Origin of the sequence: Acinetobacter sp. 16 (genome assembly GCF_033439925.1) — a bacterium.
Classification (GTDB): Bacteria; Pseudomonadota; Gammaproteobacteria; order Pseudomonadales; family Moraxellaceae; genus Acinetobacter; species Acinetobacter junii.
Window position 1 is genome coordinate 1412842 of sequence record NZ_CP137746.1, and the last position, 25710, is coordinate 1438551.

At 41.4% G+C, this 25710-nt stretch carries 21 protein-coding genes, 2 tRNA genes and 8 pseudogenes; 26 read left to right on the plus strand and 5 right to left on the minus strand.

Annotation, left to right across the window (positions count from 1 at the left end; all coding sequences use genetic code 11):
* Window position 1 precedes the first annotated feature (1 nt).
* From R2H34_RS06960 to R2H34_RS07010, 13 genes and pseudogenes are all read left to right on the plus strand, one after another.
* The gene (locus tag R2H34_RS06960) at window positions 2–1990 is read left to right on the plus strand and encodes a DUF3488 and transglutaminase-like domain-containing protein (RefSeq protein WP_282896482.1); all 1989 of its coding nucleotides are present in this window, start codon (window positions 2–4) and stop codon (window positions 1988–1990) included.
* A gap of 35 nt (window positions 1991–2025) precedes the next feature.
* Window positions 2026–2102: transfer RNA gene (locus R2H34_RS06965), tRNA-Val, on the plus strand.
* Window positions 2103–2596: 494 nt separating this feature from the next.
* A pseudogene (locus R2H34_RS17900) lies at window positions 2597–2704 on the plus strand (hypothetical protein); the annotation flags it as partial.
* A gap of 126 nt (window positions 2705–2830) precedes the next feature.
* A pseudogene (locus R2H34_RS17905) lies at window positions 2831–2927 on the plus strand (transposase family protein); the annotation flags it as partial.
* Window positions 2928–2929: 2 nt separating this feature from the next.
* A complete protein-coding gene (locus tag R2H34_RS06975) occupies window positions 2930–3091 on the plus strand; it encodes a hypothetical protein (protein ID WP_318342534.1) in 162 nt (53 codons plus the stop codon).
* A 47-nt stretch (window positions 3092–3138) separates the two neighbouring features.
* A pseudogene (locus R2H34_RS17910) lies at window positions 3139–3309 on the plus strand (transposase); the annotation flags it as partial.
* Window positions 3310–3483: 174 nt separating this feature from the next.
* A pseudogene (locus R2H34_RS06980) lies at window positions 3484–4992 on the plus strand (hypothetical protein); the annotation flags it as partial.
* Window positions 4985–5701 (plus strand): annotated as a pseudogene (locus tag R2H34_RS06985) (hypothetical protein); the annotation flags it as partial. The pseudogenes R2H34_RS06980 and R2H34_RS06985, both read left to right, overlap by 8 nt.
* Before the next feature lie 113 nt (window positions 5702–5814).
* Window positions 5815–6783 (plus strand): IS30 family transposase, encoded by a 969-nt coding sequence (locus R2H34_RS06990; RefSeq protein ID WP_014538385.1) that lies wholly within the window; start codon window positions 5815–5817, stop codon window positions 6781–6783.
* Between the two features lie 9 nt (window positions 6784–6792).
* Window positions 6793–8607: pseudogene (locus R2H34_RS06995) on the plus strand (hypothetical protein); the annotation flags it as partial.
* Window positions 8608–8675: 68 nt separating this feature from the next.
* Entirely contained in the window at window positions 8676–9263 is a 588-nt protein-coding gene (locus R2H34_RS07000) for a hypothetical protein (RefSeq protein WP_151762554.1), read from the plus strand.
* A gap of 27 nt (window positions 9264–9290) precedes the next feature.
* Window positions 9291–9626, plus strand: a complete 336-nt coding sequence (locus R2H34_RS07005) for an Abi family protein (RefSeq protein WP_252715319.1) — start codon at window positions 9291–9293, stop codon at window positions 9624–9626.
* An 11-nt stretch (window positions 9627–9637) separates the two neighbouring features.
* On the plus strand, window positions 9638–10078 hold the full coding sequence (locus R2H34_RS07010; protein ID WP_235675706.1) for an Abi family protein: 441 nt from the start codon (window positions 9638–9640) through the stop codon (window positions 10076–10078).
* 9 nt (window positions 10079–10087) lie between these two features.
* Here the strand turns inward: R2H34_RS07010 and R2H34_RS07015 are convergent.
* The 3 genes and pseudogenes from R2H34_RS07015 to argG form a co-directional block, all read right to left on the minus strand.
* A pseudogene (locus R2H34_RS07015) lies at window positions 10088–11182 on the minus strand (IS3 family transposase).
* A gap of 702 nt (window positions 11183–11884) precedes the next feature.
* Entirely contained in the window at window positions 11885–12568 is a 684-nt protein-coding gene (locus R2H34_RS07025) for a pirin family protein (RefSeq protein WP_087541005.1), read from the minus strand.
* Between the two features lie 191 nt (window positions 12569–12759).
* The gene (gene argG, locus R2H34_RS07030) at window positions 12760–14103 is read right to left on the minus strand and encodes an argininosuccinate synthase (RefSeq protein WP_004913003.1); all 1344 of its coding nucleotides are present in this window, start codon (window positions 14101–14103) and stop codon (window positions 12760–12762) included.
* Window positions 14104–14397: 294 nt separating this feature from the next.
* On the opposite strand from argG, the gene R2H34_RS07035 reads away from it, so the two are divergent.
* From R2H34_RS07035 to R2H34_RS07075, 9 genes are all read left to right on the plus strand, one after another.
* Window positions 14398–16428 (plus strand): NADPH-dependent 2,4-dienoyl-CoA reductase, encoded by a 2031-nt coding sequence (locus R2H34_RS07035; protein ID WP_125272436.1) that lies wholly within the window; start codon window positions 14398–14400, stop codon window positions 16426–16428.
* 86 nt (window positions 16429–16514) lie between these two features.
* A tRNA-Ser gene (locus tag R2H34_RS07040) sits at window positions 16515–16604 on the plus strand.
* 790 nt (window positions 16605–17394) lie between these two features.
* Window positions 17395–17655 (plus strand): hypothetical protein, encoded by a 261-nt coding sequence (locus R2H34_RS07045; RefSeq protein ID WP_002058491.1) that lies wholly within the window; start codon window positions 17395–17397, stop codon window positions 17653–17655.
* Window positions 17656–17672: 17 nt separating this feature from the next.
* Window positions 17673–18254, plus strand: coding sequence for a hypothetical protein (locus R2H34_RS07050; protein ID WP_318342535.1), 582 nt, complete (start codon window positions 17673–17675; stop codon window positions 18252–18254).
* A gap of 11 nt (window positions 18255–18265) precedes the next feature.
* On the plus strand, window positions 18266–18646 hold the full coding sequence (locus R2H34_RS07055; protein WP_282896559.1) for a hypothetical protein: 381 nt from the start codon (window positions 18266–18268) through the stop codon (window positions 18644–18646).
* A 120-nt stretch (window positions 18647–18766) separates the two neighbouring features.
* The gene (locus R2H34_RS07060) at window positions 18767–19066 is read left to right on the plus strand and encodes a hypothetical protein (RefSeq protein ID WP_125274708.1); all 300 of its coding nucleotides are present in this window, start codon (window positions 18767–18769) and stop codon (window positions 19064–19066) included.
* 116 nt (window positions 19067–19182) lie between these two features.
* Complete coding sequence (locus tag R2H34_RS07065) at window positions 19183–20220, plus strand: DUF932 domain-containing protein (protein WP_125274709.1); 1038 nt, start codon at window positions 19183–19185, stop codon at window positions 20218–20220.
* Between the two features lie 144 nt (window positions 20221–20364).
* Complete coding sequence (locus tag R2H34_RS07070) at window positions 20365–21438, plus strand: lambda-exonuclease family protein (RefSeq protein ID WP_318342536.1); 1074 nt, start codon at window positions 20365–20367, stop codon at window positions 21436–21438.
* A gap of 139 nt (window positions 21439–21577) precedes the next feature.
* On the plus strand, window positions 21578–22474 hold the full coding sequence (locus R2H34_RS07075; protein WP_017395932.1) for a hypothetical protein: 897 nt from the start codon (window positions 21578–21580) through the stop codon (window positions 22472–22474).
* Between the two features lie 190 nt (window positions 22475–22664).
* Here the strand turns inward: R2H34_RS07075 and cadR are convergent, their stop codons facing one another.
* Window positions 22665–23072 (minus strand): Cd(II)/Pb(II)-responsive transcriptional regulator, encoded by a 408-nt coding sequence (gene cadR, locus R2H34_RS07080; protein WP_025467722.1) that lies wholly within the window; start codon window positions 23070–23072, stop codon window positions 22665–22667.
* 95 nt (window positions 23073–23167) lie between these two features.
* Between cadR and R2H34_RS07085 the strand changes: the two genes are divergently transcribed.
* The 3 genes and pseudogenes from R2H34_RS07085 to R2H34_RS07095 all read left to right on the plus strand — a co-directional run.
* Window positions 23168–24064, plus strand: a complete 897-nt coding sequence (locus R2H34_RS07085) for a cation transporter (RefSeq protein WP_004964805.1) — start codon at window positions 23168–23170, stop codon at window positions 24062–24064.
* A 3-nt stretch (window positions 24065–24067) separates the two neighbouring features.
* Window positions 24068–24580 carry a signal peptidase II gene (lspA, locus tag R2H34_RS07090; protein WP_000905420.1) on the plus strand — a complete coding sequence of 171 codons (513 nt, stop codon included), beginning with the start codon at window positions 24068–24070 and terminating at the stop codon, window positions 24578–24580.
* A 21-nt stretch (window positions 24581–24601) separates the two neighbouring features.
* A pseudogene (locus R2H34_RS07095) lies at window positions 24602–24814 on the plus strand (transposase family protein); the annotation flags it as partial.
* 32 nt (window positions 24815–24846) lie between these two features.
* Here R2H34_RS07095 and merR read toward each other — a convergent pair.
* Entirely contained in the window at window positions 24847–25281 is a 435-nt protein-coding gene (merR, locus tag R2H34_RS07100) for an Hg(II)-responsive transcriptional regulator (protein WP_042893593.1), read from the minus strand.
* A gap of 71 nt (window positions 25282–25352) precedes the next feature.
* On the opposite strand from merR, the gene merT reads away from it, so the two are divergent.
* A complete protein-coding gene (gene merT / locus R2H34_RS07105) occupies window positions 25353–25703 on the plus strand; it encodes a mercuric ion transporter MerT (protein WP_001294659.1) in 351 nt (116 codons plus the stop codon).
* The last annotated feature ends 7 nt before the right edge of the window (window positions 25704–25710 follow it).

Genomic DNA, 25710 nt, shown 5'->3' on the forward strand with positions numbered 1-25710 from the left:
GATGAATAAACAAATTTATTTCTGTATTTTAGTTGCGCTAGCCTTAATACTGATTGGGCAAATCCCTTTTATTCCATTTACTTTGAGTGGTCTATGGGCTGTCGTATTGTTGGTTTTGGTTTGGCGATATTTAAAGAACCAAATCACAGCATTTTCGAATTGGATACTTGTTCCATTTACGATAGTTTCAATTGCCTTGATCTTTTTACAATACCGAAGCTTGTTTGGTGTGGAGGCAGGAGTTGCATTTCTTTGTACTTGTTTAATTGCAAAGACAATGGAAGTTAAAAATACTCGAGATCTATTGGTTGTATTTAACTTCGCACTATTTGTCAGTGCTAGTCTGTTATTGCATAGTCAAGCATTCTGGATGGCGCTAATCGTATTTTCTGTATTTATCATGTGTATGGTTGGGTTATATCGCATTCAAACCGCACTTTTTCAGCAAAAATCAGCATCAAACCAGTTCAGACGTGATTTAAAGCAGATATTTAAATTTGTAGCAGTAGCGACCCCATTTTTTATTTTATTATTTATTTTCTTCCCGCGGTTACCCCCATTGTGGGCAATTCCAATTCAACAAGATCGCGCGACGACAGGGATTAGTGATCGTATGTCACCAGGTGATATTGCGGAGCTGTCGCAATCATCAGCTCTAGCATTTCGTATTGTGGCAAATATGAATCAGTTGCCGAGTCGAAATGATTTATATTGGAGAGCATTGGTATTGGATATGTATGATGGTTCAACGTGGACCAGTCATTATTCAAATCAAAGTTTGAAGCGAGTGAATTACGCTACTCAAAAACAAGTTAAATACCAATATTTATCAGCTGATGAACAATCCAATTGGATCATGGGACTTGAATATTCAGTTCCTCAAGAACGATATTTACAGGTTTATCAGGATGATAGTATTCGCCCATCAAAATTGATAAAGCGAAATCAACCAATACAAATGTTGTGGTTAGGCAGAATATCTGCCCAATCAGAAGTTTTGAATCCAATACAAATAGAAATAAACACTCGGTATATTGAAGGATTAGATCCAAAAGCACAGAAACTCGCAGAAACATTATTGAATCAGAGCCAACATCAACCGAACCAATATATCCGAAGTGTCTTAGCTTGGTATCGCAAAAATGGTTTTGTATACACATTAACTCCTGGAACTTTGGGTGGAAACCGCATAGACCAGTTTTTATTTTCAAGTCGTAAAGGGTTTTGTGAGCACTATGCATCTAGTTTTGTAATGTTAATGCGTTATGCAGGTATTCCTGCCCGTGTGGTAACAGGTTATCAAGGGGGGCAACTAGCACCTGATAATCAGAGTTGGGAAGTAAGACAATTAGATGCACATGCATGGAGTGAAGTTTATCTAAATGGTAAATGGCAAAGAATTGATCCAACAGCGATGATTGCGCCGCAAAGAATTGACACAGGCATGCAAAATTATTTAGCCCAAGACGAAACAGTTTGGGGTGATCAGCAATCAGAAGCTTGGCGTTTACAGCAGTTTAAAATGCTAAAAAACATGCGAATTTGGAGTGATTATTTAAGTTATCAATGGCAGAGTAAAGTCGTTGGATATGACGTAGAAAAGCAAAAAAATTGGTTATCACGTTTAGGATTAAATTCAAGTTATGCCTATGTGATTATTTTAATCGGAGGATTTGGATCAATTCTAATTTTGTATGCGGCTTATTATTGGTGGGTGCAAAGATCCAAACAAACGTCTTACGACCGTGAAATACAAAAGTTTCAGAAAAAGTTGCCCATTCACTTGCGAAAAAGACATTCTGAGACATTTCAGATGTGGATGCATCGTTTATCTGAACAGGCTAATGGTCATCAATCATTTGAACAACTTATTGTGTTATATCAAAAAATTATTTTTAAGGAGCAAAAGAATGAAAATAATCTCATGCTCTTTAAGCATTTGCTTAAAGACTGTGCGATTACACTAAAACAGGTTCAAAAAAACTTGTGAAGCTTATAAAAAATGAATATTATGCTGTTCATTCTAGGTGTATAGCTCAGTTGGTTAGAGCGCTACGTTGACATCGTAGAGGTCTCCAGTTCGAGTCTGGATATACCTACCAAAATTTTATACTTAATTATCAATTAGTTAAGTCGCTAAAATTAAGGCAATTTAAGAGTTTTTAATGCTAAATTGGTCAGCTTGATGGTTTAAAATCGTCAAAATCTGCGTCAAAAACACCTTATTATTTTCGTTTTAGCACCAAAACGCCCCCAAGTTTACACTTGGGTTTTGTGTTTGGTGCTGCTACGACACCAAGGTGGATTTATGCAAAAACCAGTGAAGCGCGGCAATTATTTTTTGCTTTCATATAAGGAAGTTACCATACTTTTTGATATGCTTAACTTCCTAAGCCCCTAATTTAAACAGTAGATCTCTTTCATAAATCAAAAAACGATCTTCTTTTTGGTTAATATTTATACTCTAGATTTCTTGACATTCGTGCATAATCTGCGGATGAAATACATCGATTCAAACAAGCTTTCTGATCCTCAGTTTAAGCGATACACAGGCATCTCATGATCAATCTTTTATTTAATGGTTGACCAATTGAAAATGCATGTCTCTGCCAAAGGCAGACCGCCCAAGTTAATTCTGGAGGATCAGGTTCTGCTCTGTCTAAGCGATTGGTGGGAATACCGAACCTTATTTCACGTTGCGGCGAGTTACGGGATTTCAGACCCCACAGCCTCAAGAATTGTCCGTCATGTTGAAGACTGCCTGATTTGGTCCAATCTGTTTAATTTACCCAAAGATTTACCCGAGGGCGAAGGCATCGACTGGAATGTTGTGATCATAGATGCCACGGAAATTCCAATCCAAATGCCTAAAAAATAGAAGAAAAGCTATAGCGGCAAGAAAAAGACCCATACCTTTAAAGTACAGGCCATGATTCACTACAAGACTCAGCAAATTCTGAGTTTATGTAGCAGTCGCGATGCAATGCATGATTTCGAGTTGTTCAAACGAAATTTAAACCATATTCCTTCAGGAGCCTTTGTTCTTGCAGATAAAGGGTTATCAGGGGATTTATACTTTGTATCCCAATAGCCTGTTGCCGTAAAAACCAAAAGACGCTGTAAATTGGATCCTGAAATAAAAACTATAATCAGGAAATCAATAAAAGAAGAATAGCAATTGAGCATGTATTTGGCAGTCTAAAAACTTTCAAGATCCTTGCGGAGCATTATCGTAATAGAGCTAAAAGACTTGGTTTGAGATTCAATCTAATTGCTGGAATTTATAACTTGGAGTTGAGTAAAAAATGATTTATGAAATAGGTCTAGTAAGTATGCAGATATAGAATGGAATTTTATCGTAAGATAAAGTGTTTAGATATAAAACACTTTATTTGATTTTTTTGTGTTCAATTTTGTGTTTTTACAGTATGCTTTTGTCAAAATGCTAATAAGACTTTATTAATTTTTTGTGGGTTCTGAAACATGATAAGCCGATTCAAGAAAAGTGCTGTCTCAAAAACTTCATTTATCGCTTTATTTGGCTTATTTGTTGGATTTCATAGTTCTATTGCATTTGCCCAACCTAAAGCAGGAAGCAGTATCACCAATATTGCAAGTGGTGACTTCTATGATGAACAAGGTAATCTGCAAGTTATTAATTCAAATGCAGTTATTTTAACTGTTCAACCAATTTACTCTTTAACTTTACAAAGTAATCAGCAAAATATCGGAACTATCGGAAGCAAAGTTAACTTCCCTCATGTTTTAACCAACACTGGTAACATTGTAGACGACTATAAATTAAGCCTTACTCAGTTAACGAATGATCAATTTAATCTAGATAATGTAGCCATTTACATCGATCGGGATCAGAATGGCGAGCCTGATGATAATAATAATCTACTGAATTCGACCACAAGTTTTCGCTTAGAAGCTGGCGAGTTTGCCTCATTAGTTGTCGTTGGAAGTATTCCAACCAACCTAACTGCAAATAACGTTGCTAATTTTACTTTAACAGCTACAAGCCAGCATGATAATGCGATCGCTATGTCCGTTAGTGACACAGCAAAAGTTGTGGATGATGCTGTAATTCAAGTGACGAAATCACAGAATATTAGCACGGGTAAAACTGGCACGGAAATTACTTATACGTTAGCTTATACAAATACGGGTACTGCGGCAGCAAAACTCGTATTGAGAGATATATTAGCTACAGATGTAACATATAAATCGGGTAGCGGTAGTTGGGGAAATGGTTCAGGATCGTTAACTGATGCTGATGATGTTGAGACGGGTGCAAATGCGCCAATAAAATATAAAGTGAATAATGGGCAAGTAGATGTAGAGCTTGCAAGTGTGGCAGCTTTAAGTAAAGGCACAGTAAGTTTTAAAGTCACTGTGAATGCGAATGCTGCCGAAAAAGTTGCCAATACCGCCGACTATCAACAATACAATGCATCAAATGCTATTCTGAAAAATACGCTAACCAATACTGTAATTTTTAACGTTCAGCAAACCTTAGGTGTTGTACTTAACAATAGCCCAAGTAACGCGAATGATGATGGCGAGCCAAACGGTGGCTTGAATAACTTAAACTCCCAAAATAATACGTTTGGGGGTGTAGCAAAAGAAATCCAGTTTGATAACTATGTTTGGAATACAGGACAGGCGACGGATACTTATAATTTAAGCTTCGTTAAAAGTAATGTACCAAGTTGTGCTGTAGTTCGTTTATATCATGCAGATGGTCGTACATTGCTGACAGATACTAATGGCGATGGTGTCATTGATACAGGTGGATTGGCTTACGGCACTTCAAAAAGAATTAAATTAGGGGTTTATTTCCCAGCGAATTGTACTTCTACAAGTACAATGGATTTCGACATTACCGCAACTTCCGTAACAGATACTAGTGTAAAAAATAGTACGCGTGATCGATTAGTCAATACAGTTGCTGTGGGCGAAAGCGATTTGTATAACAGCAACAATTCCAAAACAGCCAGGTATTCAAGTATTCGTTGAAGGTGGAACTTTACTTGTTCCAATTCAAGCGCCAATTGAAGCCGGTGAAGGAACATTATCAGTTGAAAGTGGTATATTCCACTCAAGCACACCTATTCGTTTCTTACCTGATTTAAGACCGATTATCGCTGTAGGTATGGTTGAAGGTTCTTTTAATTTCAAAAAGTTTGACCCTAAAGAATTGAGTGGTATTAATTCAAATGATGGTTTTGAAGAAGAATTAAATGAGATTTCAGCTTCAAAAGACGGTAAGCGCAATATAACGGGTCGTGCTGCATTATTTTTGAAAGGTAAGGTAAAAGGTGAATACCTGCTTACACTTGCATATGATTCAGATAAAGATAAAAACCAAAGATTATTCCGTGATATTCGTCCAGATGAATATTACCCAGTTTATGGTGACTCTGCTGCCAAAGGCTTTGATGCTCAATCTACTAGTAAATTGTATGTTCGTGTCGATAAAGGACGTTCATATGCAATGTATGGTGACTACGTAACACGTACTGAAAATGATGACGGCTTATCTTTAGGTCAATATAACCGTTCATTGACAGGTGTTCGTAGTACAGTAGAAGCTGATAAATATAAAGTTACTGCGTTTGCTGCACAGACAAATACACAACAAGTTGTGAATGAACAACGTGCTATGGGCATTTCAGGTCCTTATAGTTTAGGTAATGGGGCAGAGTAAAACTTGAAGTGCGACATAAACCACCTAATTAATTTAAAGGGTTTATGGAGTATATAAAATTGTCATACCATCATCTTAACTTTGAAGATCGTACTGCATTAATGCTTGAGTCAAGAAAAGAAGGCTTTTCAGCCAGAAAATTTGCTGAACTTATTAAAAGACATCCTAGTACGATCTATCGTGAGCTTAAAAGAAATAGCATCAATGACGTTTATCAAGCTCGATATGCTTCTGATAACACTTTTGCTAGACGTAGACGTGGTCACAGAAAACTCAAAATCGATTCAATCCTCTGGAAATTTATTGTTGAAGCGATCCGTTGTTTATGGTCTCCTCAGCAAATAGCAAAGCGTTTAAAGACATTTCCTGATTTGGATCAAACAATGAATGTAAGCCATACAACGATTTATTCAACGATACGAGCATTACCCAAGGGTGAGTTGAAAAAAGACTTATTATCCTGTCTACGTCATGAAAATAAAAAGCGAAAAGCTAACGGTGAACCTAAAAAAGATTCTATATTACAGGATATTAAAACTATTCATGAGCGCCCAGCCGAAGTTCAAGAAAGAAAAATACCGGGTCATTGGGAAGCTGATTTAATTAAAGGTAAAGACAATAAAAGTTCGATAGCAACACTTATTGAACGAAATACACGGCTCTGTATCTTGGCAACATTACCTGATGCAAAGGCAGAATCAGTGCGCAAGGCTTTAACTGAAGCTCTGAAATATTTACCTGCAGAACTGCGTAAAACGTTGACCTATGACCGTGGACGCGAGATGGCAGAACATAAAATACTTGAAGAAGATTTAGGCATAGATGTATATTTCTGTGACCCACATTCACCCTGGCAAAAAGGCACATGCGAAAATATGAATGGTTTAATTAGGCAATATTTACCTAAAGGGATTGATTTAAATCAGGCAGATCAGCATTATTTAAATCAAGTTGCCATGTCACTGAATACTCGTCCTAGAAAAGCGTTAGATTGGCTTACACCATTAGAGAAATTTGCTCAGCTTGTTGATTATCATAAGACTTTTCAAACTGTCGCACCTCATGTTTGAATTCGCCCTGACTTAAACCCAGTATATTTACGAATTACAGTTGAATCTGATCAAGGTGGTGAAGAATATACGGTTGGTGGTGTGTCTGGTTCTGTAAAAGTCACCGATAAAGTTAAAGTGGGTGGTTCTTATGTGAAGAGTAATAACCCACTAACTCAAGATCAGTTAGCAAGTGTGAATACTGTCGTTAAATTTGCCAATGATAAAGGTAAATTCATTGCTGAGTTTGCTCGTTCAGAGAATATTAATGATGACTTAAATTCATCGACGTCAGGAAATGTGAAACCAGATGCAACTGGTAAGTTATCGGGTGATGCTGCACGAGTTGAATTAAACTATTCTTATAAAGACTTGGAAATGAAAGTTTATCATAACCAAGCTGATAGAGAATTTTATAATACAGCGGCACCTATTACTGCTGGTCGTAAAGAGAGTGGCATTAAGGGACGTGTACAATTAAATAAAATCGGCTTAGCTAAGCTTGAAGCGATTCGCACAGAAGATCAGTTAAGTGGCGTAAATCAAGGTGTATCAGCAAGTATTGAACGGGCAATTAACCGTATTTTGGCTGTAGAACTTGGTTTAAAGTATTATGATGAGTCATCTAATTCAGCAACACTGAATACAACACAAGTTGCACCATATCATGGTGTCACAGTTCGCTCTAAATTAATCAGTCAACTACCTTGGCAAGGTTCGAATGTCTTTGCTGAATATGAACAAGACATTTCTGAAGCGGGTCGTCGTATTTTCGCGTTGGGCGCAAATTATCAAATTAATTCCAAACTCCGTGCTTATGGTCGTCACGAATTAGTTTCAAGCATTGGTGGTCTTTATGATCTGAATAGTAATCAACGCCGCAATGTAACAGTATTCGGTCTTGATAGTAAATATAACAATAATGGAACAGCCTTCAGTGAATATCGTGTTCGGGATGGTATTAGTGCGAGAGAGGCTGAGGCAGCAATTGGTTTACGTAATCGATGGGAACTTGAAAAAGGTTTTTATGCCAATACGAGTTTTGAGCAAACTAAATCATTATCAAATGCCAATAACTCAAATTCTGATAGCACAGCAGCATCTTTAGGTATTGAATATTTAAAGAACCCTAACTGGAAAGCTGTTGCTCGCATTGAAGCACGTTGGACAGATCAATCAGATACGATATTGAACAATTTAGGCGTTGCTTATAAATATTCGGATGATGTGACATTATTGGCAAAAAATGTTGTTAGCCTAACAGATAGCAAAAATGATAGTAGCGGTGATCGTTTAGTGGATCGCTTCCAATTAGGATTGGCTTATCGTGATACAGAACACAATCGTTTTGATGCACTAGCTAAAGTTGAATATCGTTATGATGATAATAAAACTGATTTAAACAATCCGTATCTTAAACATGTTTATATTTTCTCGAACCATTTAAATTATCATCCAACACGTGATTTTACCTTGTCGGGTCAATATGCGTTGAAAAATGTGCAGGCTACATTCTCTGGTTTAGAGTCTACAGGTATGACACACATGTTCAGTGCAAGAGCTATATATGACATCAATGAAAGATGGGATGCAGGAATACATACAGGTGTATTATGGTCTGATATGAGTTCAGTGCGTCGAGTTCTCTTGGGTGGTGAGGTTGGGTATCTCGTTGCAGCAAATCTATGGTTGTCAGGTGGCTATAACTTCTCAGGTTATAAAGATGATGATCTAGTAGATAGTGATACAACAATTCAGGGCGCTTATGTTCGTTTTAGATTCAAATTCGATGAGAATCTATTTGCTGGTAATAACGCTGGAATAAATGCTTCGAGAGAACCATAAACATGAAATATCTTCACAATAATTTATATAAAATGTGTTCTTATTTTTATATAGGGGTTTCTGCTAGTTTGCTTGCAGTAAGCACTTCTGTATTTGCTGAGTCTGCATCTGAGCAAATTATTGTTGGAGAGCAATCTAGTTCTTTGGTACAAGATGTCAATCAACAGAAGCCTTATAATCCTAAAGATAAGCAAGTTGCGGCATTACAAACACGTCTGATACCTTATTTAAAACCATCTGAAAATATTGCATATTATCAAGCGATAAAAGCCTTAACATGGTTAAGTTACGCTGCTCACGAAGGAAGTGAAAAGAGTCCAAGTTCTGCGAGAACTGAAGCACTTCAACAAGCAAAATATATTATTGAGGCACTAGAACAAGGACAAATTGAAAAATTTACGCTGACAACTGCTATTCTTTCTGAATCAAGTGTCATGCGCAGAGATCTTTGGGCAAATGCTGAATTATTAAAACAAAATGAAGGTTTTTCATGTGCTCAGGCTGAGATCGCTCAAGCGGAAGTAATATTGGTTTGGGCAGCAGCAGAACATTGTGAACTTGGATGGCGACACTCAAGAGAATTATTTTTATCTGCTCAAAGTTTAATTGATCAATCAAATCTCAAAGCGTCTGCGTGTAAGTCTGTAATCTTTTAATAGCTATTGGCTTTGTTGCACAAAGGTTTGAAAGACAATGCTACCCTAATTGAGCTAAATTCAAGTGACAACAGTAAAAGGTTACAGACTTTTCATTCCAATGTTGAGTTTGATACTTTAATAGACATTAGTTTAATTGACTCTGAACTACGTAGTCTTATTTTAGCAGCGATAGACCGTATTGAAGTGGAAGTAAGAAATGTTATAAATCATGAATTATCAATTAAGTACAATAGCTCTCATTGGTTTTTAAATGAAACATTGTTTCAATGTTCTGATCAATTCAAGCATCGGGTTTTCTTAGTAGAATTAAGCAATTTACTTCGAAAAAAGCAGATGCTGGTAGTGAAAAGGAAAAGCTAAGAGAAACATTTATACATCATTATTATCAAGAATATGATACGCCAGAATACCCGCCATGTTGGATGATTGCGGAAGTTTTACCTTTGGGAACATGGTCTAGGTTATTTCAACATCTAGTTCATAGTAAAGATCGTAAACAAATTGCAAAACAGTTTGACTTGTCACCAGAAATATTAGAGTCATGGTTACATGCTCTTACATATTTACGAAATGTCTGTGCTCATCAGGGCCGCTTATTTAATAGAACATTTGTCTTTCCTCCTAAAAAGGGGAAGAACGCTCCTCTGAAAGCACATCATCAGCTCTATAATTATATATGTATATTATTTTTGTTCTTGAAGGAATTTAATCATGAATATCATTGGTTGGAACGTATTGAAGCCGTATTGAAAAATTGTCCAAATGAATTGCTGAAATTTTATGGTAATCCTCCCATAAATAACCGAAGTTAAAAGTAGAGGTTAAGCAGCCATTAGAGGTGGCTTTCCTTTGTTAGCTTGATGTGGTCTTTCATGGTTGTAATGCCACAACCAGTTTGTTGCATAATCTTGTACTTCATCCAAAGTATCAAATAAATGCTTGCTCAGCCAACTATAACGTATGGTCCGATTATAGCGAGCGTTCAATATACGCATTCTGCTGTGGCTTACCCGGTTGAATATATTCAATACGAATACCGTGCTCAGTAGCCCAGCGCACAAATTCGTGACTGATAAATTCGGGACCATTATCGCATCGGATCACTAACGGTTTTTCTCTCCACTCCAGCAATTGATTCAACGTACGAATAACCCTGATTGTGGGCAATGAGAACCCTGCTTCAATGGCTAGGCCTTCGCGGCGGTAATCATCAATCACATTCAATAATCGAAACTTGCGACCATCGGAAAGCTGATCATGCATAAAATCTAATGACCAAACCTGATTTTCTCGGATTGGTTCTTTCAATGGTTCAGGCGCATGCCGTTTTAGTCTTCTTCTCGGTTTAATACGCAGATTCAGTGCCAACTCACAGTAAATGCGGTAAACCCGCTTGTGATTCCAGCAGCAACTCTCAACATGCCGTAAATACGAGAAGCACAAACCAAAGCCCCAATCGGAATTTTCCTCAGTGAGTTCAATGAGCTGTTCAGCAATGAGTGCATTGTCATCGCTGAGTTTGGCTTGATAGCGGTAGCAGGTTTCACTAATGCCAAATGCTTTACAAGCCAAACGAATACTAATGGCATGCTGGGCAACTGCCTGTTGTGCCATCTTACGCCGGCAAGATGGCTTTACCCTTGCGCAGCAGTGCTGCTCATTGCCATCGCTTCCTGGATGATTTCGGCCTTTAATCGCTCTTCCGCATACATCTTTTTAAGTCTGGTATTTTCGGCTTCTAGCTCTTTCAGTCGAGCCATTAATGATGTATCCATACCACCATATTTGGCACGCCATTTATAAAAGGTAGCATTACTCATGCCGTGTTCACGGCAAAGGGTCGCTACAGGTGTGCCAGATTCTGCCTGTTTCAAGATGGACATGATCTGACTGTCAGTAAATTTAGATGTTTTCATGCAGAATCTCCTGCTCGTATCTTAAGAGAAAATTCTACTTTTAGATCCTATTTTTTTTAGGGGGGATTACCCATGCTATTTAATCTATTAATTGAAAAATAACTATGATTAAGCTTAGTTAAAATTGCAAAGCATTTAACCCTAGATTTTGTAATTTAATGCTACTTGACCGAGATTAGTATTGGTGATAATTTAATCAATAAGGAGGTCATATACTATTTAGGATTTAAGAGAAATCTTTCCTAAATGAACAAAGATATGACAACCTGTATACACAGCTAACAACGAACGAAACAATTTTGATTGTTTTTAAAAATGTTCAAGGTTGTAGAAAAGCCCGTTAATCGGGCTTTTTTAATGCCAATTTTTAGAAGAAAATCTAAGCTATATTTGGGAACAAAAATTAGAGTAGCAATAGGGGATTGTGGTGCTGATATTGATTATTTTAGTCTTTACCATTGGTTTGGTTTTCTTAATCTTATTAGCGAAGAAAGTTAAGTCTATACAGGATAATGCTGATTATAGTCATTCATATTCTTCAACAACTTCCGCATCTAATTCATATAAGGAACATGACGATCGGCATTCTGATGAATGTCGTTCTAGTGATGAATCAAATTCGGATTCTAACAGTTGTGATAGTAGTAACCATGATTAAAAAAACTCGTACCTCAGAGGGAGAGATACGAGTTAAACTTCGACTTATGGTAGGTCAAACCAAATCATTTGGGCATCTTCAAGCCCCTTGATTGTTGCAGTCTCATCAAATAGTAAAGCATCGCCAGCTTTTACATGATGATCAGCAATCATAACTTCACCAGAAACCACGTGAACATAGTTCACTTTTTTCGTTGCTGTGATTTCTAATTGTTGATCTTTCTCAAGTACAGCTGTTTTTACTTCAGCATTTTGACGAATCAACATTGGTGCAGATTCATCGCCTGCGATTAGATGCCATTGGTTAGGATGATCCTTTGGGTTGAGCTGAATTTGCTGATAAGTCGGTGCAGCATCTTGAACATTTGGTTGAATCCAAATCTGTAATAGATGTACTGCTTTATCATGCTTATTCATTTCACTGTGGGTTACACCTGTACCCGCACTCATTAATTGCCATTCACCTGCATTAATTTGATCTTCATTACCCATACTATCTTTATGAGAAATGGTGCCATCTAGTACACAGGTTAGAATTTCCATATTGTCATGCGGATGCGTACCAAAACCATTATGTGCTGCAATCGTATCGTCATTAATTACACGTAATGCACTCACACCCATGTATTTCGGATTGTACCAGCTACCAAATGAGAAACTATGGTAAGTATCTAACCAGCCAGCTTTTACATGACCGCGATTTTCACTACGATGTAGATAAGCATTCATCTTTCATCTCCTAATTCTTATGTTTTGCTTGATAGTAATAATATCGATTCATAATGGTTATAAATAGTCTTTAATTGAGATATATTGTTCTATTTGTGGAATGATTGTTTACCATCGATTCTTATTAAGCTATTAAAAAAGGCTGAATATATATTCAGCCTTTTCTGTAAGATAATTTACTTATCAATCGCTTACTTTGATTTGCTTTCCAATTGAGGAATTGCAGAACCTTGACCAACAGCAAGTAAACCTGTTTCAGTGTAGATACCAAGTTTTGCACGTGTATCGGTAATGTCGAGGTTACGCATCGTTAACTGACCGATACGATCCATTGGTGTAAACATTGAATCACCCTTCTCCATTGTTAAACGCTCAGCTTCATAAGTGAGGTTAGGAGATTCGGTATTCATAATCGTGTAATCATTACCACGACGTAATTCTAAAGTGACAGTACCAGTAATCGCTTTAGCTACCCAACGTTGTGCTGTTTCACGAAGCATAAGCGCTTGAGAATCGAACCAACGACCTTGGTAAAGTAGACGACCTAAACGTAAACCGTTGATACGATATTGTTCAATCGTGTCTTCGTTATGAATACCTGTAACTAAGCGCTCATAAGCGATATGCAATAGAGCCATACCAGGCGCTTCATAAATACCACGAGATTTTGCTTCGATGATACGGTTTTCAATTTGGTCAGACATACCAAGACCATGACGACCACCGATACGGTTAGCTTCTAAGATCAGCTCAACAGGATCTTCAATACGCTGGCCATTTAATGCAACAGGGAAACCTTCTTCAAAAGTAATTGATACTTCTTCTGCATCAATTTTTACATCTTCTTTCCAGAAAGCAACGCCCATAATTGGGTCTACGATTTTGATACCTGCATTGAGGTATTCTAAATCCTTAGCTTCGTGAGTAGCACCCAACATATTAGAGTCAGTTGAATACGCTTTTTCCTTTGACATTTTATAGTCAAAACCGTTGTCGATGAGGAACTGTGACATTTCCGCACGACCGCCTAACTCATCAATAAAGGTTTGGTCTAACCACGGTTTGTAGATTTTCAGAGCTGGATTGGTCAATAAACCATAACGATAGAAACGTTCAATATCGTTACCTTTATAAGTAGAACCATCACCCCAGATGTTCACATCATCTTCTTTCATTGCTGTCACAAGCATAGTACCTGTTACTGCACGACCTAAAGGTGTTGTGTTGAAATAAGGTACACCGCCAGTGCTAATATGAAAGGCACCACATTGAATTGCAGCAATACCTTCAAGAGCAAGTTGTAAACGACAATCGATTAATCGAGCTTTGACTGCACCGTATTGTTCAGCTTTCTTTGGAATAGCATCATAGTCATCTTCATCAGGTTGACCTAAGTTTGCTGTATAAGCATAAGGTTCCGCACCTTTTTGCTTCATCCACAATAAAGCTGCTGAAGTATCGAGACCACCAGAAAAGGCAATCCCAACTTTTTTGCCTACAGGTACGTGCTGCAAGATAGTTGCATTATCAGTCATTGCTTGTCCTAACGTTTATTAGTAAAGACCCCGAATAGGTGGTCTTGAGAATAAAAAATCGGAGCTATTGTAACACTTTTCATTGAGCTTGTTTTCCCGAAAGAAAAAACTAAGCAGAAAAATTATGTGCGCTTTCATGTGGAATATTGAATTTTTAAGATGTAAATCATAACGGTTACATTTGTTTTGACTTTAGTGTCAGCATTTTCTTAAAAAAAGTCATAAACACGTATAAAAATTCAGTTAAAGTACTATGCAACAAGTTGCAAAGCCAATAAATATAGAAGGAATACCATGACTAGCTATGCAAATATCTTAAAACCATTACATTTGGGTTTTACGACCATTAAAAACCGTGTTGTGATGGGTTCAATGCACTCTGGTTTAGAAGACCGTTTTTTTAATTATCCTAAACTTGCAGCTTATTTTGGTGAGCGCGCAAAAGGGGGCGTAGGTCTTATTATCACTGGTGGTATTTCTCCAAACCGTCAAGGTTGGTTATTGCCAGCGGGTGGTACGATGAATAGTTTGGTGGATATTCCTCATCACCGTCTTGTTACTCACGCTGTGCATAAGCATGGTTCAAAAATTCTTATGCAGATTTTGCATTCTGGTCGTTATGGATATCATCCATTTTCAGTTTCTTCTTCGCCAATTCAAGCACCAATTAACCCATTTAAACCACGACAAATGTCAGATTCACAAATTCTGGCTACAATTGATGACTATGCACGCTGTGCAAGCCTAGCTAAAAAAGCAGGGTATGACGGTGTTGAAATCATGGGTTCAGAGGGATATTTAATCAATCAATTCCTTAGCAGCCACGTGAACAAGCGCACCGATCGCTGGGGTGGTGATATTGAAAACCGTATGCGTTTTCCTGTGGAAATTGTAAAAGCAATCCGTGCCAAAGTGGGTGAGAAGTTCATTATCTGCTTCCGTTTATCCATGCTGGATCTCGTGCATGACGGAAATACAATGCAGGAAGTGATCGTAGTAGCAAAGGCACTTGAAAAAGCAGGCGTGACTTTATTAAATACAGGGATTGGCTGGCATGAAGCACGTATCCCAACGATTGTCACTTCTGTGCCTCGTGCTGCATTTGTAGACTATACGGCTCATGTTAAACAGCATGTTTCTGTTCCAATCATTGCTTCAAACCGTATTAATATGCCTGATGTTGCAGAAGAAATTATTGCTTCAGGTAAAGCAGATATGGTGCAAATGGCAAGACCATTTTTAGCTGATCCATACTGGGTAAATAAAACTGCAACCAATCGTGTAGATGAGATTAATACCTGTATCGCCTGTAACCAAGCATGTTTAGATCATGCGTTTAAAAATCAACGTGTGAGTTGTTTAGTTAATCCACAAGCGTGTTATGAAACTGAATTGGTTTATATTAAAACTAAAAAACCAAAACGTATTGCTGTGGTAGGTGGTGGTGTTGCTGGAATGTCAGCAGCTACAGTCGCTGCAAGTCGTGGTCATGCAGTGACGTTGTTTGAAGCAAGTGATGATGTCGGTGGTCAATTTAACTTAGCGAAAGTTGTCCCAGGAAAAGAAGAATTCCATGAGACGATTCGTTACTTTAAAGTTCAACTTAAACAAACTGGAGTTGATTTACGTTTGAACACTCGCGTAAATCGTGAACAACTTGAACGTGAAGGTTTTGATGAAGTTATCGTGGCAACAGGTGTTGTTCCTCGTGCTTTAAAAATTCAGGGCAGTACTGCTTCACAAGTTTTATCTTATGCTGAAGTTTTAAGAGGCGCTGAAGTTGGGCATAAAGTCGCAGTTATTGGCGCGGGTGGTATTGGTTTCGATGTGTCAGAATTTTTGTTAAAGCCACCGCATCAGCCTCAACCACAACCTTTAGCTGAATGGCAGCGTGAATGGGGTGTTGATCCAAATCCAGACTATATTTCTGAAGGTGGAACTCAACGTCCTGAAGTGGAAATGCCAGTTCGTCAAATTTATTTATTACAACGTAAAACGACACCTCTAGGTATCGGTTTAGGTAAAACATCTGGTTGGGTTCATCGAGCACAACTCAAAAAACATGCAGTACGTATGTTAAGAGGCGTTCAATATAAATCTGTGACTGATGAAGGATTGTGGATCGAGCATAATGGTCATGATCAGTTATTGCGTGTTGATACGATCGTGGTATGTGCTGGTCAAGAATCTGTAAAAGATTTGATGCCAAAAGAAGGTGAGAATACCTTTGCTAAATATCATATTATTGGTGGTGCAAAGCTTGCTGCTGAGCTTGATGCAAAACGTGCGATTCGTGATGGTGCTGAATTAGCAGCAAAACTTTGATAATTGATGAAACATTATGCATTTGAATACATTGCAGTTAAATTTTTCTTGAATAAAGGAATCAAGCTTTGTATTCTTACGCACATGGAAGCGTGGCAGAGCGGTTTAATGCACCGGTCTTGAAAACCGACGAGGGTGTGAGTCCTCCGTGAGTTCGAATCTCACCGCTTCCGCCAAATATCTAAATAAGCCCTTGTTTTTACAAGGGCTTATTTTTTGTCTGTGGTTTCACCCCACAACCTACCCCTCATCAAATTTTGGATTGGATTGGTTTCTTTTAGCCGTATTTAGAAGATTAAGGAATGTAGTTTAAAAAACTGTATCTAAATCTAACTATATTCTTATTCAAACATTTCTTAATTATAAATATTTTCACTCCCCATTTATTTAGCTTGCTTGACGCTCTACATTGCGCAGATTATCCCTAGCCTGCTGACCTACATCGTCAGTCGGTTTTGACAGACCGTTATCATCTAGCACATCAAAAAAGTAATTTTTTGGTGGCGAACTCGTTCGTCCCCCTTCGTTGCGGTAGGGCGAGGGAGGGACGCCTTGTACGTGCTGATTCTTGTGTGTCAGTCTGTCAACCCTTTCTCGTTCTGCCACCATCAATTGACAGTGATTCTGGTAGAACTCTTTCACACAAGGAGTACGCCATGCGCTTACATCAAGACCGTCTTTTACATTTCTCTTTTTTCATGTTTGTGCCGTTGGGTGATTAGACCTGATGCCGTGTATTTTGTGCATAGCTGTGTCCATGACTTTCTAAGAATAAAACTTTTTCAAGTACATATTACCGATATGAAGATGAATCTCTCATGCTGTTTTGAGGGGCGTAGATTTGTGTGCTTTATCGTCTATAACACTTCAAAAAACATAGATATTCATTCCAACATTTATGACATGGGGAACACTGTGTCTGATTAAGACCAAGACCAGTGATGCCTATAAAAAGAGAAAATGATGATGTTTAAAACTTTCCTAAAAACGACCCTGATTTCATCACTACTTGCAGGCGCATCATTGGCGCAGGCAGGCTGGTTTGCACAAGCCAGTGAATCCTACCTTGTTCAAGCACGTCATACAGGCGGTGGGGTTTATCAATGTCTTTATAAAACCAATCCTGGCAATCGTGGTTGGCGTAATTTCACGGTGAACTTTCAAGGTGGTTGTCCACGCTTTGTTCACTTTAATGCGCAGAATGGTCAAGTCACTGTGCCCAACTAAATGAGGGGAACATTCAAATGACCCAAAAAACCATATTGGGCTTGGCGGCAATCTTAGCCCTGACCTTGATCAGCATCGCAGGCTTCTACTTCTTTAGCCCTAAATACGCAACTGAAAAAACGGTTCCAGCCAACACTTCTGAGGTCAGCTCTGCACAACTTTTAGAATCCGCCGGTTCAGAAGCAGTATCCACTGAGATTGCAGCAGCAGAAGTGGATGGGATCGATGTCAAAGAATTGACCACGGGAAGAAAAAGTCTAAGTCCATCAGATCATGAACCTGAATTGCTGAGTTTTGAGTTTGATCAAAACCTTAAGGCGGCGGATACCTTACTGTCGATGCTGCCTTATGATGAACTGCCTCAGTTTGAGCAGGACAATATAGACAAGTATCAACGCTATATCTTTGCCAAAGCCGTAAAAGATACAGGCAAATCAGTGCAAGACTTTAGCTTGCAAGAACATGGCGCACTGGAGTCGGAGCAAGCGGGTAATCGCTACTACGTCTATAAATTTGATAATGGCACAGACTGTGAAATCCATCTGGTCAGTATTGACTTAAATACGGGCGATTATGGCGTGAGCTATAACTACTGCTGAGGATGAAATGTATGAAGCAATTTTTTAAACCGATCCTACTGGCAGTGACTGTAACGACAGGAATGTTGTTGAGTGGGTGTAACTCTGGCCTTGATCCAAATACATTTACGGTAGAACTGGATGTCAAAGATACCAGTAACTGGTATGCGCAAAATCAATCCGCTACGGTATTGACCATCCGTTCTAACAGCGCAGATCCGATTGATGTCACCAATGTGCTGATCAACAACGGTGAATGCAGTTATGAAGGCTACCGCAGATCGTTGGAATATCCACAGCATTTTAAAATGGGTCTACGTTTAAGACTGAAATTAAAAGGCTGTGGCTATGACAATGTAGTGCGTGTTGATGTCGAAACTGACAAAGGCACTGCAAGCTATAGCTTTCAATAGCGACCCTCGACTCTCCACGACAAAGCAAAAACTCAATCAAACCGTGTCCTCAATGGGCATGGTTTTTTTATGCCCTCAATTCAGCTTTTCGTACCCAATTCATTTAACAAGGAATACTCAATGTCCTTTATTCAATGCCCCTACTGTCAGTCTAGCCATGTCAGATACACCGATTCAGGCAACGCCAACTTTAACTATTTTGAACAGTTACAACGCTGTATTTCACCTACACAGATGGCGATGTTTGGCATGCAGGTCGCTCGCAAGTCAGGCTTTTCACCGCTCTTCGGTGCAGCTGTTGGGGTAGTGGTGGGTGGCGTACTGGTGGTGGTGAGTCAGTATGCCTTTGAAAAATACTACAGCAATGCCGAGCAGTATCTCTGTTTGGATTGCCAACAAGCGTTTGCATGGGTGCCGTAATTGCATCACTGACTTTACACGGTTACATCTTTGAATAGCTGGATTGTTCAAATTAAACCCTTTCAGCACATTTCTGCATCTTTACATCTTTCACTTTTATTTAAGGAATAATAAAAATGGCACATCAACTTGAACAAATGGCGTATATCGGACAAACCCCATGGCATGGTCTGGGCAATCAACTTAGCCAAAACCAACCGATTGAAGTCTGGGCCAAGCAGGCAGGCATGGATTGGCGCATTGAATCCTCCAATGTCAGCTACATGGCTCAAAACTCACGTGGACAAAGCATCATCATGCCGTATGAAGAACAACGGGTACTGTACCGTTCAGATACCCATGCTCCTTTATCGGTGGTGAGTCAGCGTTATCAAGAAGTCCAACCGATGGAAATTCTGGAGTTCTACCGTGATCTGACCGAACAATCAGGCTTTGAATTGGAAACCGCAGGGGTGCTTAAAGGTGGGAAAAAGTTCTGGGCTTTGGCACGTACAGGACAAACTGCAGAATTGAAAGGTGGGGATGTCAGCAATGGCTATATTCTGCTGGCAACCGCATGTGACGGTACGTTGGCGACCACAGCACAATTCACCAATATCCGTGTGGTGTGTAACAACACTTTAGCCATTGCCTTACGTGGACAGAGTTCCAATGCAGGCGTGGTCAAAGTACCGCACAGTACCAAGTTTGATGCCGACAAAGTCAAAGATCAACTCGGTATTTCAGTCAAGACATGGTACGACCACATGTATGAAATGAAACAACTCACCCAACGTAAAGTCACCCAGAAAGAAGCAGCGGCTTATTTTGATGCGGTATTTAACAACAATAGCCTAAGTGTAATGGAACAGGAGGATAACATTATTCAGTACTACCGTAATGTTGCATCCCAAGCCAATCCACAGCCCAATAAAACTGAACCGAATGGACGTGCTATGACCAAAGTCATGAATATGTTTAACGGTCAGGGACGTGGGGCAGACTTATCTTCAGCCAAAGACACCGCTTATGGGTTGCTTTGTGCAATCACCGAATTTGTAGATCATGAACGTCGTGCGATGAGTACCGATCACCGCCTTGACTCTGCATGGTTTGGTGCAGGGGCAGCATTGAAACAACGTGGATTGGAGCAAGCTTTACGCTTAGTGGCTTAAGCTGAATTTAATCTTGAAACTTTACCATCAGGGCATGTGATCAGTACGATCAAGTGTCCTCCTAATTAACGATCCCTCTTTGCCACATCTTCGGATGTGGCTTTTTTTATGCCGTTTTAAAATCAATGATAGAAGGATAAACCCATGAATCAGATTATAAACCCAACAGTAACGTCTCAATCTCAGTATTTACCAACTGTAGCCAATCACAAGCTTAAACAAAGTCAATCAGGTTCAAAACGTAGTTTAAATGCCAAACGTCTGATCAACACCAAACAACTGGACTATCAGGCATGGCTGGAAGTGCGTAAACAGGGAATAGGCAGCAGTGATGCCGCAGCTGCCTGTGGCTTGAATCCTTATATGTCGATGCTAGAACTGTGGATGATTAAAACAGGACGGGTACAGCAAAATATTGAAGATGAAAGCTCAGGGCATGCACCTTTATATTGGGGCAAGCAGTTAGAACCCTTGGTCGCAGAATACTACAGCATGCACACCAATAATAAAGTCCGTCGGGTCAATGCGGTACTGCAGCACCCTGATCCTGACAAAGCCTTTATGTTGGCGAACTTGGATTATGCCGTAGTGGGCAATGAAGACGTACAAATACTGGAATGTAAAACCGCAGGAGAATATGGCGCTAAACTGTGGCGAGATGGTGTGCCGTTATACGTGTTGTGTCAGGTACAACATCAACTGGCGGTGACAGGCAAGCAAGCGGCACATATTTGTGTGTTGCTGTGTGGGCAGGAAACCAAAATCTACAAAGTCAGTCGTAATGAAGCTCTGATTGAACAGATCATTCAGGCAGAACGGCTGTTTTGGGAATGTGTAGAAAATGATGTTCCACCAGCAGTGGATGCCAGTGAATCGGCAGCCAAAGCTTTACAACAGCTCTATCCTGAACATACCCCACTGAGCTGTGTTGATCTAACGGAGGTGGAACTTGCCAATGAACTGTTTGATCAGCTGATACAGGAGAAACAGCAGATTGAACAGCACCAAAGCCAATTTGACCTACTTAAACACCGTGTTCAGGCACTGATACAGGAACATGAACGTGCCGTATTTCAGCAAGGCTCGGTGACTTGGAAAAAGAGCAAGGACAGTATCAGCCTAGACATCAAGTCCTTACTTCAGCACCAACCTGAACTCATCCAACAGTACCCACTGCAGAAAGCAGGCAGTCGTCGTTTCAACATTTATCACGATTAGCTCAAAGTTTAGAGTTAATCACTCAGCAAGAAGAAATCTGAAATCCCGTGCAGCCCTGCATGGGATTTTTTTATGCCGATTTTATTTTAAGCACATAGGACAACACATCTAAACATCTCAACGACAGAGGAATTTCAACATGATTAAAGGTTTAGCAATCACACCACCCATCTTGGGACGGATCAGTATTGGCCGTGTAATAGAAAAGAATGGCAAGCGTCTGCCAGAGAAAGACGATCAGTTCACCATTACCAGTCAAATACAGGGTAAGGACGGTTGGATTAAACACCCCTTGGATGAGCAATTGCGTAGTCAAGCACCGAATCAAAAGCTGCGTAGCATCCCTGTACGTATGATCTTCAATGACCCTGAACTCAATCTTCGAGCTGAATATAGTTTATTTGACCGACAGACAGGTCGCCCGATTTGTGTGGGGAATGGTCAGACGTGTCAGCGTATGACATCACAAGGTGTAGAGCAACATCCTTGTCCATCCCCCGACTTATGCCCACTTGGACAGGGTGGACATTGTAAGCCTTATGGACGCCTGCATGTCAATTTAGGCGAAGCCGATGAGTTTGGGACTTTTATCTTCAGAACCACTGGTTTTAACAGCATTCGCACTTTGGCAGCACGTTTGAATTACTACCATGCGGCATCAGGTGGTTTGTTGTCGTGTTTGCCGTTGCAGCTCACGTTGCGTGGGAAAAGCACAACCCAAAGCTATCGTCAGCCCGTGTATTACGTGGATTTAACGTTACGGGAAGGCGTGGATTTACAAACAGCAATTCAGACAGCCAAGGAGATTGACCAACAGGGAAAACAGGCAGGGTTTGATCAGGCGGCATTAGATCAGATTGCACGGCAGGGTTTTGCCAATGCCAAGTTTGAGGTGCATGCAGAGGAGGGGATGGAATTGCTGGAGGAGTTTTATCCACACAGTGACAGTGCTGTAGATACAGAGCATTCAGCGCAATTGAGCTATGTGCAGGAGATTCAGCAGGGGTTGCAGCAGAGTGTTAGAGCTGTGAATTGAGCACAGTTGAATTATCTAGTCAGTTTGGTAAGTCAATTAATGGATTCTGAACAAGTTGGCTAGTCACTAATTGAAGGGAGCTTTGGCTCCCTTAATTTTTTTGGGTAAGCGGATTAAATGGTTGATCTTACCTTTGCATGAGAGTGAGGCAAACCGGCATCTCATCGGATTATCTGGTTGGCACTCCAACCTACTGCTGATGCATGCTTCCCTCGCTAATTCCAGCAAGAACCCCACACGCCTTAACTTCCCGGTCATCGTTGCAACGCGCTCTTAGTGAAACGAGTTGTTTCTCAAGCGCCTGTAGAGCGGTTATCTGCGAGCGCACATGAGAGATGTGATCATCGAGCAAGGCATTGACAGCGGTACAGGACTGATGAGGGTCGTCCTGATAGCGCTTTAGTTCGTGAATTTCTGCCAGTGACAGATCCAGGATGCGGCAGCGACGAATAAAGGCCAGCCGCTCAACGTGTTTCTCGGTATAGACACGGTAACTGTTCTCCTGCCGACCAGGCGGCGGCAACAAGCCCTGCCGTTCGTAGAAGCGGATCGTCTGTGTATCTACCCCTACTGACTGTGCCAACTGACCAATACGCATCGGGTTCCTCCGCAACGGATTCTCTACGCTATTGACATTATAGCTACTATATAGTTTTAAATGAAAACCCGATCACATTCAAGTGGAGTCATATCATGAGTAAAAACTGCGGAGGCCCCTGTGGCGACCATGCAAGGCCTGCGGCGGATATCGATATGCAGGCCTCCTCCGAGGCGCCAGGGAGATGGGTCAGTGTTTATGCCGTGCCGAAGATGGACTGTCCATCAGAAGAGCGCATGATTCGCCTGGCCCTGAACGGCGTTGAGGGGATTCGGGCACTGTCCTTCGACTTGTCGAACCGCCGGTTGAAGGTCGTGCATGACGGCGAGGCTGAGCCCATTACCGCGAAACTGGCGACCTTGGGGCTAGGCGCCTCGCTTCAGGAAACCGTCATTGCCGACCCAGAGACGATCAAGGCCGCTGAGAGCTCGGCAGTCTCTGCTACGCAGGAGTCAGGCACTCTGCGCGTGTTGCTCGGTATCAATGCGATCATGTTCGTGGTGGAAATGACTGCTGGCCTGATCGCCCAGTCTACCGGCCTGATCGCTGATTCCCTGGATATGTTTGCCGATGCAGCCGTCTATGGTCTGGCTCTCTATGCCGTAGGGCGCAGTGCGAAAATGCAGGTACGTGCCGCGCATCTGGCAGGGGTACTGCAACTGATTTTGGCTATCGGCGTACTCGTCGAGGTGGTGCGACGCTTTGTTTTCGGTAGTGAGCCTGAATCGCTGATGATGATGGCGATCGCCTTCGTCGCATTGATTGCCAATACCAGTTGTCTGCTGCTCATATCCAAACATCGGGAGGGCGGAGCGCACATGAAGGCAAGCTGGATATTCTCGGCCAACGACGTGGTGATCAACCTGGGGGTCATCACCGCCGGCGCTCTGGTCGCGTGGACCGGGTCCAATTATCCGGATCTGATTATCGGCACCATCGTGGGGGTAATTGTACTTAACGGTGCTAGACGCATTTTGGCGTTGAAGGGTTAAATAATGCTCATTATTGGCAAAAAGCTCTCGCCGTATGCCCTATTGTCCATATCGGGCCTGCTGGCAGCGTCTGATCAGGCCGTAAAATGGCTGGTGCAACAATCAATGGCATATGGCGAGTCTATTTCAGTGACCTCATTCTTTAACTGGGTACACGTATGGAATACCGGTGCCGCATTCAGTCTTTTTGCGAATGGTGGAGGCTGGCAGCGCTACTTTTTTATCGGAATCGCGGTAGTGGTCTCGATTTTTCTGATCAAGCTGATCCTTGAAAATCGTCATAAAGGAGAAGCCATCGCTTACAGTCTTATCCTCGGTGGCGCCATGGGCAACCTGATTGACCGGGTCTTTCGCGGCTATGTTGTGGATTCCTTTGATTTCTATTGGCGAGACTGGCATTGGCCGGCCTTCAACCTGGCTGATATTGCAATTGTCCTCGGTGCCTTACTTTTAGTTTCCAGCAGCTTGTTGGGTAAAAAAGCAAACACCAATGCCGAGTCGGATGGATCTGACTGACACCTACGCCTATACAACACCATGACCGAACTTCCCGACAACATCCTTGACCTGCCGCAATACCAAGTACTGGGCTGCAAATCAACCGACGACGAAATGCACTTCGAGGTGGACGTGCCCGATCCCATCGCCTGCGAGGAATGCGGCGTGCAGGGTGAGTTCGTACGGTTCGGCAAGCGTGACGTTCCCTATCGTGATCTGCCCATCCACGGCAAGCGGGTCACTCTCTGGGTGGGGGCACCTCAGAAATCGGAAAATAAAGCACGCTAAGGCATAGCTGACCTTGCCAGGCCTGCTTCGCCCTTTAGTGACGCAATCAGCGGGCAGGAAACGTTCCCTTTCCGCGCATGGCAGGCGCACATCAGTTCAGACAGCACGGCCTCCATGCGTGCCAAGTCGGCCATCTTCTCGCGCACATCCTTGAGCTTGTGCTCGGCCAGGCCGCTGGCTTCCTCGCAATGGGTGCCATCCTCCAGCCGCAGTAGCTCGGCGATTTCGTCCAGGCTAAAGCCCAGCCGCTGGGCCGATTTCACGAACCGCACTCGTGTTACATCCGCCTCGCCATAGCGGCGAATGCTGCCATAGGGCTTGTCTGGCTCCGGCAGCAGGCCCTTGCGCTGGTAGAACCGGATGGTCTCCACATTGACCCCGGCCGCCTTGGCAAAAACGCCAATGGTCAGATTCTCAAAATTAATTTGCATATCGCTTGACTCCGTACATAACTACGGAAGTAAGCTTAAGCTATCCAAACCAAATTTGAAAGGACAAGCGTATGTCTGAACCACAAAACGGGCGCGGCGCGCTCTTCGCCGGTGGGCTGGCCGCCATTCTTGCGTCGGCCTGCTGCCTGGGGCCGCTGGTTTTGATCGCCTTGGGGTTCAGCGGGGCATGGATCGGCAACCTGACGGTATTGGAGCCGTATCGGCCGATCTTCATCGGCGCGGCGCTGGTTGCACTGTTCTTTGCCTGGCGGCGCATCGTCCGACCGACCGCAGCCTGCAAGCCGGGCGAGGTGTGCGCGATTCCGCAAGTGCGCACCACCTACAAGCTCATTTTCTGGTTCGTCGCCGTGTTGGTCTTGGTCGCGCTTGGTTTTCCCTACGTCATGCCATTTTTCTACTAATCAGGAG

What these genes read in the sequence shown, in the direction of transcription:
- R2H34_RS06960 (WP_282896482.1), top strand. Translation starts at nt 2, where the DNA reads ATGAATAAACAAATTTATTTCTGTATTTTAGTTGCGCTAGCCTTAATA.
- R2H34_RS06975 (WP_318342534.1), top strand. Translation starts at nt 2,930, where the DNA reads ATGATTCACTACAAGACTCAGCAAATTCTGAGTTTATGTAGCAGTCGC.
- R2H34_RS06990 (WP_014538385.1), top strand. Translation starts at nt 5,815, where the DNA reads ATGCTTGAGTCAAGAAAAGAAGGCTTTTCAGCCAGAAAATTTGCTGAA.
- R2H34_RS07025 (WP_087541005.1), bottom strand. Translation starts at nt 12,568, where the DNA reads ATGAATGCTTATCTACATCGTAGTGAAAATCGCGGTCATGTAAAAGCT.
- argG (WP_004913003.1), bottom strand. Translation starts at nt 14,103, where the DNA reads ATGACTGATAATGCAACTATCTTGCAGCACGTACCTGTAGGCAAAAAA.
- R2H34_RS07035 (WP_125272436.1), top strand. Translation starts at nt 14,398, where the DNA reads ATGACTAGCTATGCAAATATCTTAAAACCATTACATTTGGGTTTTACG.
- R2H34_RS07045 (WP_002058491.1), top strand. Translation starts at nt 17,395, where the DNA reads ATGTTTAAAACTTTCCTAAAAACGACCCTGATTTCATCACTACTTGCA.
- R2H34_RS07050 (WP_318342535.1), top strand. Translation starts at nt 17,673, where the DNA reads ATGACCCAAAAAACCATATTGGGCTTGGCGGCAATCTTAGCCCTGACC.
- R2H34_RS07055 (WP_282896559.1), top strand. Translation starts at nt 18,266, where the DNA reads ATGAAGCAATTTTTTAAACCGATCCTACTGGCAGTGACTGTAACGACA.
- R2H34_RS07060 (WP_125274708.1), top strand. Translation starts at nt 18,767, where the DNA reads ATGTCCTTTATTCAATGCCCCTACTGTCAGTCTAGCCATGTCAGATAC.
- R2H34_RS07065 (WP_125274709.1), top strand. Translation starts at nt 19,183, where the DNA reads ATGGCACATCAACTTGAACAAATGGCGTATATCGGACAAACCCCATGG.
- R2H34_RS07070 (WP_318342536.1), top strand. Translation starts at nt 20,365, where the DNA reads ATGAATCAGATTATAAACCCAACAGTAACGTCTCAATCTCAGTATTTA.
- R2H34_RS07075 (WP_017395932.1), top strand. Translation starts at nt 21,578, where the DNA reads ATGATTAAAGGTTTAGCAATCACACCACCCATCTTGGGACGGATCAGT.
- cadR (WP_025467722.1), bottom strand. Translation starts at nt 23,072, where the DNA reads ATGCGTATTGGTCAGTTGGCACAGTCAGTAGGGGTAGATACACAGACG.
- R2H34_RS07085 (WP_004964805.1), top strand. Translation starts at nt 23,168, where the DNA reads ATGAGTAAAAACTGCGGAGGCCCCTGTGGCGACCATGCAAGGCCTGCG.
- lspA (WP_000905420.1), top strand. Translation starts at nt 24,068, where the DNA reads ATGCTCATTATTGGCAAAAAGCTCTCGCCGTATGCCCTATTGTCCATA.
- merR (WP_042893593.1), bottom strand. Translation starts at nt 25,281, where the DNA reads ATGCAAATTAATTTTGAGAATCTGACCATTGGCGTTTTTGCCAAGGCG.
- merT (WP_001294659.1), top strand. Translation starts at nt 25,353, where the DNA reads ATGTCTGAACCACAAAACGGGCGCGGCGCGCTCTTCGCCGGTGGGCTG.